The sequence below is a fragment of the Paracoccus sp. PAMC 22219 genome, from assembly GCF_000787695.1.
In the GTDB taxonomy this organism is placed as follows: domain Bacteria; phylum Pseudomonadota; class Alphaproteobacteria; order Rhodobacterales; family Rhodobacteraceae; genus Paracoccus.
The window spans coordinates 1-6,763 of the sequence record NZ_BBPH01000235.1; the positions used below are offsets into that span (position 1 = coordinate 1).

Genomic DNA, 6,763 nt, shown 5'->3' on the forward strand with positions numbered 1-6,763 from the left:
CGGGCGGCGATCCGCTGCATAACACGGTTGCGGATGACGTCGATGGCGCCCATCAGCGCGAACAGGAACACCACCAGCACGAAAAGTGCGGTCAGGGTCTCCACACTGCGCGAGGCCAGCACGCGGTCATAGACCTGCAGCATGAACAGCGGTCCGGTCAGCATCAGCAGGTTCACGACCGCCGAAAACACCCCCACCGCCAGGAACAGCGACCAGCCCGTGGCACGCGCCTGGCGCAGTTCGCGGGCCCCGTCGGTCAGGTTCGCAGCCTTGGCCATTCGTCATGCCTTGAAAATGCCGCGCCGATGGCGGGGCTTGCCTCGTTACCGCGGCGACCATATCACCACGCAGGGCCTGTGACGGCCTGCGGCGACCCTCGCATTCAATGATTAAAATTATCTTACTAACATAAACCTTTGTAATTAAATAATTAATTTTCTGGGTTTAAGCGGATTTTACACTAAGCGGTGAGCTATGTGGACGGCGCTGTTGCAGAACTCCAGCCTGCTGCGGGATTCACGCAAGCAGACTCGTAGGGCAAGCTTCTTGGTAATAGCAGACCCGAGGCTGCGCGGTACCGCACCACGATCTGGAACTCCTGCAATGACTCTCTAACGCGGCGCGGTCACTGCTGATCTGGCTGGACAAAGACTTGGAATGGCTGGCCACCAGGGCTGGGCGTCCCAGCAGTGTTATCCGATGCAGCGATCCAGTTCTGTCTGATGGTGAAGGTGCTTTTTGGACTGCCACTCCGGCAAACCACAGGGGTGGTGGCCAGCTGCCCGGAGATGGCAGTGCTCAACTGGCTGGGACCGAACTTTTCCACCCTGTGCCGCAGGCAAAAGTCACTGGCTGTTCAGATTTCTCACCGCCGCAGATCAGGGCCGTTGAACCATCTGGTCGACAGCACTGGAATCAAGCTTCTTGGTGACGAAGAATGGCCGGCACGCAAGCATGGCACACACCGCAGGCGCCAGTATGGCAAGGTCCACGCAGCAATGGACACAGCCTGCGGCAACACTCGTGAGGTGGAATTCACCTCGCACCGTAAGGGTGACAGTCCCGTTCTCAGCGACTTTCTGAGCCAGATCCCGCCGGATGACCAAATCGGCACCGTGACCGGCGATGGTGCTTTCGACACTCGGCGGTGCCACGCGGCCATTCAGAACCGCGGCGGTGCAGCCGTGATGCTCATTCGCAAGAAGGTACGCTTTTAGAAGGAGGACTGTCCTGCCGCCCCTGCTCGCAACTGAATACTCCGGGTAACGATGCGCTTGGGCCGGTCGAACCGGAAGCAGTGGTTTGGCTATCACGTTCGAAGCAAGATCGAGGCAGGAGTGCACTGCTTGAAGTCCTTCGGCGAGCGCATGGAATCGTAAGATCTGGAAAGGCAGACGGCCGAGGTCCACATCCGCATCGCCCTCGCAAACCGCTTCAACGCACTCGGCACCCTCAAGATCGAACACATGGCCCAAGCTTGACGGATTAAGTGGAAGTCAAGCCTTACGGCGCAGTTCTGCAACAATTCCCATGACATTTAGGGAAATACCAAGTCGGTGCTCAAGCAGGTTGATCCGACAACGATCTCAGCAAGTAATTAAATTTTTATCAAACAGAAATCTAGCAAAACTCTTGATTTATATCTGCTTAGCTATTGAAATCATTGAATTAAAAACAGATCAACTTCTTGATGACGCATTGTTTTCAAAATTCGCGGCCTCGCATGAATGGTATCGAGAAAGTTCTAAACATTAACACATTGATAATTATCCTGAGTAAACCTCTTATTAATCAGAGTTAAAAGAGGTTATCCATGGCACAGATTAGCGAAAGCCATTTCGGCGGAAATGTCGTTCTTACTCGTGATAATTTGAATGATGGCCAGCCCTATCATGAAACGCTGAAAGAGATCGACTTCTCAAATATCCGGTTTCCGGGTGGCGGTGTTACGGAGGCCCAGACATGGGTAAATGGCGGCCTGCACCGTATGTTTGGCGAGCCAATGGATCCCAAGGATGAAAACTACACGCTAACAATAAGAGAAATGCTGCAGTATGCCAGTGAAACAGGAAGATCCATCTCTATTGTTACTCCGACATTCCAGTTTTACGATAAAAGTGACGGCCATTTCGACGCGAGGGGATTTAACGCCTATCTATCAGAGGTAGCTAAGGCGCTGGCTGAATACCCAAACGTCAAAGTAACAAACTTTGAAATAGGAAATGAGTACTGGGGCAGTAAAGAATGGGGGAGCTTGGAGCCTAGTGAGTACGGAAAAATAGCCAACGCCGAAATTGCATTAATCAATGGGATGATTAACAACGTTTGGGAGCACCATCCCGCGGATGATCGCCCTGGCATCGGTGTACAAGCAGGAGTCCAGTGGAAGGCGGAGCAAAATGCAGATGGAACTTGGACAGCGGTCGGCCCGCGTCACTCTGTAGAAATTATAAATGAGATTACAATTGAAAATCGCGCGCACGTAAGCGCCATATTCCAGCACAGTTATCCTGATGCAAATAACCTAAGCTCTAAAATCAACTGGGCTATAAATCCGATGCAGGTATTTAAAGATGCTAACGGGTTTCCAAGTAACATTGATTTTATCATCTCAGAATTTAATATTGGCGAAAATACGGCGGTAGGAGTTCCGCAGGCCGCCGCCTGGATTGAAGCTTTCTCAAAACTCATTGAAGCAGGCGTCGACGCAATCGATCACTGGGGAATTTCGTACGAATGGCTATCTAACAAATTTTATGATACGAAATTTTCACCAGCAGAAAGCGATGGTGGAACAGTGGTGGCTATTGCGACGCCAATGGGGCAAATTTACGACATCGCTGAACGGCATCTAATCGGTAAAACCGTCATAGCAGACGAAAAATCTGCTAATTGGGTATTGCAGTCTAGAGACTTGGAAAGTTCTGGCTTTGCTGATGAAACTCAGAAGGTATTGTTTTTCTATAACCAAGCTGATGTGGATGCCGTAGTTTATCTAAGTGAGATTTCAGGTAACTACCATATATCTACATATCACATTATTCCAGCAGATTCCCCATACAGTACTTGGTATGATGAGTCGATATCAACTCCTGTTAAGCCGGGAAAAATCGCTGATGCGAGGGGCGATATGAAAGTCATTTCAGGTCCGGGTGGTACAGCTGACACTGACTTGAAACCGAATGAAATTGTCGTGGTTGTGATCTCTAATAGCGAACGAGACCTATTTATCGAAGGGGCTCACAACGTTACGGATCCCCGAACAGGGATGGTAAATGACGCTTTCCAAGGCGCAAATGGGAATGACGTGCTTTACGGGCATGCAGGTGATGACAGGATATATGGGAGTGGAGGAAAGAATGTCCTCGCAGGAGGAAAAGGTAACGACCTTCTCCTAGCGGGAGACAACGGTGACATGATTCTATCCGATGGTGGGATCGATAATGTCATAGGTGGGCGCGGAGACGACCTTTTGCTGTTCTCTTCGGCGAAAGGTTCTCTCCATTCTACGGTTCGAGGCGGAACCGGAGATGACCTTTTCATCATTACGCCAGACTCAAGCGTCGACATAATGGACTTTTCCACTGAAGATCTAATTTCATTTGGCGGAGCGTTTAAGAGCAGGAATGAACTGTTGAACGCTAGCCATATAGATGGTGCCGATCTTTACATAAAGATGCCAGGAGGGGGAATTACAAAAATTGTCGGTGGCTCTGACATGATGTTCGATTTATATCTACAGAATATTGATTTTCTGGGAAGGTATGATCGTTATGAAATAACTAACAGGTACTTTGAAAAATTTTCAGATTTTCAAATAAATGAAATATTGAAAATTTCTCGCGAAAGTAATTTTGATGTCGCATTCAATTTTGATTCCCTTTCAAGAATAATCACTAATGTTGGCGGAGTGGAGTCTGATCTAGATGGTTTTCCAAGGGTGTCTTCTCCTAACAAAGGAAAGGAAATAATTGGATCAATGTCTGCTGATAGCGTAACAGGTACACCCTTTGCGGACAAAATCTACGGACGATTTGGAAACGACAAGATTTATGGTAGTGCGGGAAATGACGATCTAAGGGGGGATGCAGGTAACGACCTTATATTCGGAGGTCCCGGCAATGATATGATACATGGTGGAATCGGACACGATCGCCTTCATGGTGGGTCTGGCAATGATAAAATTTCAGGAGGGTATGGGAACGACCAAATTAACGGAGACTTTGGTAGCGATCTTATTTGGGGTGGAGCTGGACATGACACTATTTTTGGCGGCGCGGACGCGGATGTAATTCACGGCGGGTACGGGTGGGATCGAATATTCGGGGGGTATGGAGCGGACAGACTTTGGGGAAACCAGGGGGATGACTATCTCCATGGTGGATGGGGAAATGATCACATTGATGGTGGGATCGGGAACGATACAATATTTGGAGCAGCTGGTAATGATGTCATTTCAGGAAGCGTTGGCAATGACATAATTTATTCAGGATTTGGTGATGACCGATCATTCGGGGGGCATGGTGCCGACGTTATCTTTGGGCATGAGGGCAATGATCGTCTTTACGGTGAAGCAGGTGACGACGTTCTTCGTGGCGGTCTTGGTAATGACATTTTAAATGGTGGTAGTGGGGTTGATCGTCTTTTTGGCGGCGTCGGCCGAGATGTTTTCCATTTTAAGCTAGGCGATAGCAAGCATGGTGCTATAGATCATATTTGCGATTTCAAGACTGGGGTAGATGTCATTGACCTTTCCTCAATTGACGCAAACATGAATAAGCCAGGATTTCAAACCTTAGGGTTTTCACAGCGGCCGGCTCCAAACGCTCTGTGGTTCTCAAGTGCCGATAACGGTATTTATGTTTCCGCAGACGTGAATGGAGATAGGAAGGCAGATTTCACGGTGTTCATAGTTGGTTTGTCGAGCTTAGATGATGTCGATTTTATTTTTGCCTAGGTTCAGGATTTATTAAGTGGCTTACGGTTTCACTAGGTTCCAGACCCATTGAATTTCAGAACCAGACGAGGACTGTTGCGGCAAGGGCAATAGTGGAGAAGAAAGTTTCCGGGCAGCGGTCGTATCGGGTGGCAACCTGTCGCCAAACCTCAAGGAGGCCGAACATGATCTCGATGCGGTTGCGGCGGTGGTAGCGCTTCTTGTCGTATTCTACCTCCCTGCTAAAGGACTTCCGGCCAGTAATGCAGGCCATTATCCCCTCGTCTTTCAACACTTTCCTGAACCAGTCAGCGTCATAACCCCTTTCGGCGAGCAACCACCCCGCCGTCGGCAGGGTGCACAGCAGAGCCGAAACGCCGGTAATCACCGATTTGTCCGGCGGACATAGAGAACCCGATCGGCCGCCCCGTCGCGTCCGCGAGGGCGTGCGACTTGGTAGTCATGCAACCTTGGGTGCGCCCGATCTCGGGTCCGCGCCACGCTGCTTGACCCCCAGGCTTGAGGACGTGTGATGTGCCTTCAGATAGGTCGCATCGATCATGATCCTCTTGTGCGCGGCGTTTTCGGCAGCCACCCCGGCCATGATCCGGGCGAAGACGCCGTGCCCGTGGCCGCACTCGGACCAATGGCGTTTGCCACTCGCCTCCAGCGCTTCCACCGGCCATGAAGGGTCTTGGCCGGACCATACTCCCTGCCCGCGTCGCACCACCGCAACCCATTGCGACTAATGAATATTATGCCGTTCAGAAAGCGTCGGTCGTCGACGCGGGGCTTGCCGTGGCTCTTGGGACAGAACGACCGCAACCGTTCCATCTGCACATCCGTCAGCCAAAAAGGACTGGTCATCGGTCAGGTCTCTTGGCGGATCCTGAATCGCGCAAACTGACTGAAATCAGTGGGTCTGGAGCTTAATGCGACCTGCTGCCACATGATGAACTAGAAGTCCAACAATGCCGCCCTCAGCCAACGAATCTCGCTGCTGATCTAAATGTATGAGGAAATGATGTAGTAGGCCGAACAAGGCGGGGCGCCTTGGCCACCCCCATTGCCCTAGCGTGCAGCAGTTCAATCGTGCCTGATGGTGCAGGTGCTGCTCAATCTGCCGCCTTGGTAAACCACAGTATTGTGCCCTTCACTCCGAAGATTACTATATTCTGCAGCGATGCCCTACGGTCACATATTTTCAAGAAACGACATATTACATCTCCTTTCTATAGATTGGCCGCCGATCTACCGTGCTTCGCTGTGCCTTTAAGGCAACAGACTAAGGAAAAAATCGGGAAAACTGGCCACATCGGCAAAATTCCGCCACCCGGTAACCTCCTGTCAACATATACCTACTAACACCGAATCAACCATGGGTTGTTTTGGTGCAGATGATCCGCAACTTTTTTTACGCTTAGCGCCAAACATTCAAGTTCGCAAAAGGCGGCATATTGAAGGTGAAGAGACCTATGCAGGATAAGGCTAAGTTAGAAGATCTCGTCAGGAGTTTGATTTCTGTTCGAGAAAAGGCAGAGTTGGGCGGCGGTTGCCTCACAGTATTACCTTGGGACGAACGCTGCATTTTAAAGACCCAGATTGAAAGCTGCGTGCAGGCTCTTTTTTGGCTTACGTTGAGTTTAGATTCCGATGCGCAAAAGGAGAATAGCACCGCATCAAGGCCCGGACTTCGGTAGCATTGATGTCTGAGTACAGCGGTTTTACGCATCCCGTTTTGGGTGGAGCGAGTAGCCCCACATCTCGGCGACATCTTTTCTGATTATAATCGGCCTCCCGGAACGTTCCTAAGTGTTCCATCCCGGA

1 protein-coding gene and 3 pseudogenes are annotated in these 6,763 nt (G+C 50.3%); 2 read left to right on the plus strand and 2 right to left on the minus strand.

The genetic code is table 11. From position 1 onward, the window contains the following. Nucleotides 1–278, minus strand: a pseudogene (locus tag TY51_RS19370) (type I secretion system permease/ATPase); the annotation flags it as partial. Nucleotides 279–587: 309 nt separating this feature from the next. Here TY51_RS19370 and TY51_RS19375 point away from each other — a divergent pair. Both TY51_RS19375 and TY51_RS21475 read left to right on the plus strand, forming a co-directional pair. Next, nucleotides 588–1,481: pseudogene (locus tag TY51_RS19375) on the plus strand (IS5 family transposase). Nucleotides 1,482–1,813: 332 nt separating this feature from the next. Further along, a complete protein-coding gene (locus tag TY51_RS21475) occupies nt 1,814–4,957 on the plus strand; it encodes a calcium-binding protein (RefSeq protein ID WP_156118135.1) in 3,144 nt (1,047 codons plus the stop codon). Between the two features lie 55 nt (nt 4,958–5,012). Here the strand turns inward: TY51_RS21475 and TY51_RS21480 are convergent. Beyond that, nucleotides 5,013–5,803, minus strand: a pseudogene (locus TY51_RS21480) (IS5 family transposase). Nucleotides 5,804–6,763 lie beyond the last annotated feature (960 nt).